Raw genomic sequence first — 319 nt, 5'->3', positions numbered from 1 at the left:
TTCTCGATCACCAGATGCAGCACGCGCACGACGCGTTCGACCGTCTCGCTGGACTGGATCAGCACTTCATCTTCGGCAGTATCTTCCGCCGTGCCGAGCACCGCATGGAAAGAGCGACGCACTTCCTCGCTGATGCCCTGCAACGCCTCGGAAGACTCGAACAGCTGCTCGACGCTTTCGCGATCGATATTGCCGTCCAGACGCCAGCGAATCAGCGCCGTCACGACACTGTAGGGCTCAAGCTGCGAGAGACGCGTGGTCGGCATCCAGCACAGCCCGACATCCTGGCTCTGCTCCAGCTGACGGAAATTGACCATCA

General features: G+C 60.5%; 1 protein-coding gene. It reads right to left on the bottom strand.

Going from position 1 to position 319, the window contains the following annotated elements:
- Window positions 1-319, bottom strand: a 319-nt coding sequence (locus CWB62_RS18715; protein WP_171036805.1) for a hypothetical protein, incomplete at both ends; no start/stop codon positions are given.

Origin of the sequence: Pseudoalteromonas sp. S408, assembly GCF_005886645.1 — a bacterium.
GTDB lineage: Bacteria > Pseudomonadota > Gammaproteobacteria > Enterobacterales > Alteromonadaceae > Pseudoalteromonas.
This window is presented reverse-complemented; position numbering and strand designations above follow the sequence as displayed.